This is a genomic window from Actinomycetospora sp., assembly GCF_055612215.1.
The window spans coordinates 1-1,406 of sequence record NZ_JBVPVA010000497.1; the positions used below are offsets into that span (position 1 = coordinate 1).

General features: G+C 71.6%; 2 protein-coding genes. One reads left to right on the top strand and one right to left on the bottom strand.

Annotated elements, in window-relative coordinates; all coding sequences use genetic code 11:
- On the bottom strand, positions 1-332 hold a 332-nt coding region (locus tag AC0CYZ_RS13905), incomplete at its 3' end, for a hotdog fold thioesterase (RefSeq protein ID WP_472216258.1).
- Positions 333-474: 142 nt separating this feature from the next.
- On the opposite strand from AC0CYZ_RS13905, the gene AC0CYZ_RS13910 reads away from it, so the two are divergent.
- Positions 475-1,406: 5'-3' exonuclease (locus tag AC0CYZ_RS13910; protein ID WP_472216260.1), on the top strand; the 932-nt coding region annotated here is incomplete at its 3' end.

Consider the following 1,406-nt stretch of genomic DNA (forward strand, 5'->3'; position numbering starts at 1 on the left):
AGCGGCGTGCACACCGCGGTGACGTGCCCGGCCGTCGCCGAGCGGTGGTGGGTGCAGGAGAGCTCGAGCCCGACCGGGCGACGGTCCCCCTGCCGGTTCAGGTAGGCCGCCGTCGAGCCGAGGGTCTCGGCCAGCACCCCGTTCGCGCCCCCGTGCAGGAGGCCGAACGGCTGGCGGTTCCCGGCCACCGGCATCGTCGCGACCGCCCGCGCGGGATCCCACGCGGTGATCTCGATGCCCATCCGGACGGCGAGCTGCTCGTCGGGGTAGGCGACCTGGAGCTCCGGGACGGCTCGCTGTTCGGGAGTCGGTGCGTCTGCCACGGCGATCATGCTAGGGGCGCGGTCCGCGTGAGGCCGACGGAGACTGTCGGACCCCCCTGGCAGACTCGGGTCCGTGGTTGCGACGACGACGCCGGCGAAGAGCGCGAGCACGACCCAGGGCGCCCCCGGCGAGCAGGCGGGCGGCGCGCGCCTGCTGCTGCTCGACGGTCACTCCCTGGCCTACCGGGCCTTCTTCGCGCTGCCGACCGAGAACTTCACGACGACGTCGGGGCAGACCACCAACGCCGTCTACGGCTTCACGTCGATGCTGATCAACCTGCTGCGCGACGAGGCACCGACGCACGTGTGCGTGGCCTTCGACGTCTCGCGCCAGAGCTTCCGGTCCGAGACCTTCGCGGCCTACAAGGCCAACCGGAGCGCCACGCCGAACGAGTTCCACGGGCAGATCGACCTCATCAAGGACATCCTCGCCACGCTGAACATCCCGGTCGTCACGCGCGAGGGGTTCGAGGCGGACGACGTCATCGCCACGCTCACCACGCAGGCCGTCGCGCAGGGCATGCACGTCTCGATCTGCACCGGGGACCGCGACGCGTTCCAGCTCGTCTCCGACCAGGTCACCGTGCTCTACCCGCGCAAGGGCGTGTCGGACCTGGTGCGCTACACCCCCGAGGCCGTCCAGGAGCGCTACACCCTCACCCCGGAGCAGTACCCCGACTTCGCGGCGCTGCGGGGCGACCCGAGCGACAACCTCCCGAGCATCCCCGGGGTGGGGGAGAAGACCGCGCAGAAGTGGATCCGTGAGTTCGGGTCGCTCGACGCCCTGGTCGAGCGGGTCGACGAGGTCCGGGGCAAGGCGGGGGACGCGCTGCGTGAGCACCTGTCGTCGGTGGTGCTCAACCGCCAGCTGACCGAGCTGGTACGCGACGTCGAGCTCGACGTCCGGCCCGAGGAGCTCGAGGTCCGCTCCTGGGACCGCGACGCGGTGCACCGGCTGTTCGACGAGCTGGAGTTCCGCGTCCTGCGTGAGCGCCTGTTCTCCACGCTCACCGCCGCCGAGCCCGAGGCCGAGGAGGGCTTCGAACTGCACGGGGTGACCCTGGAGCCGGGTGCGGTCGGGGA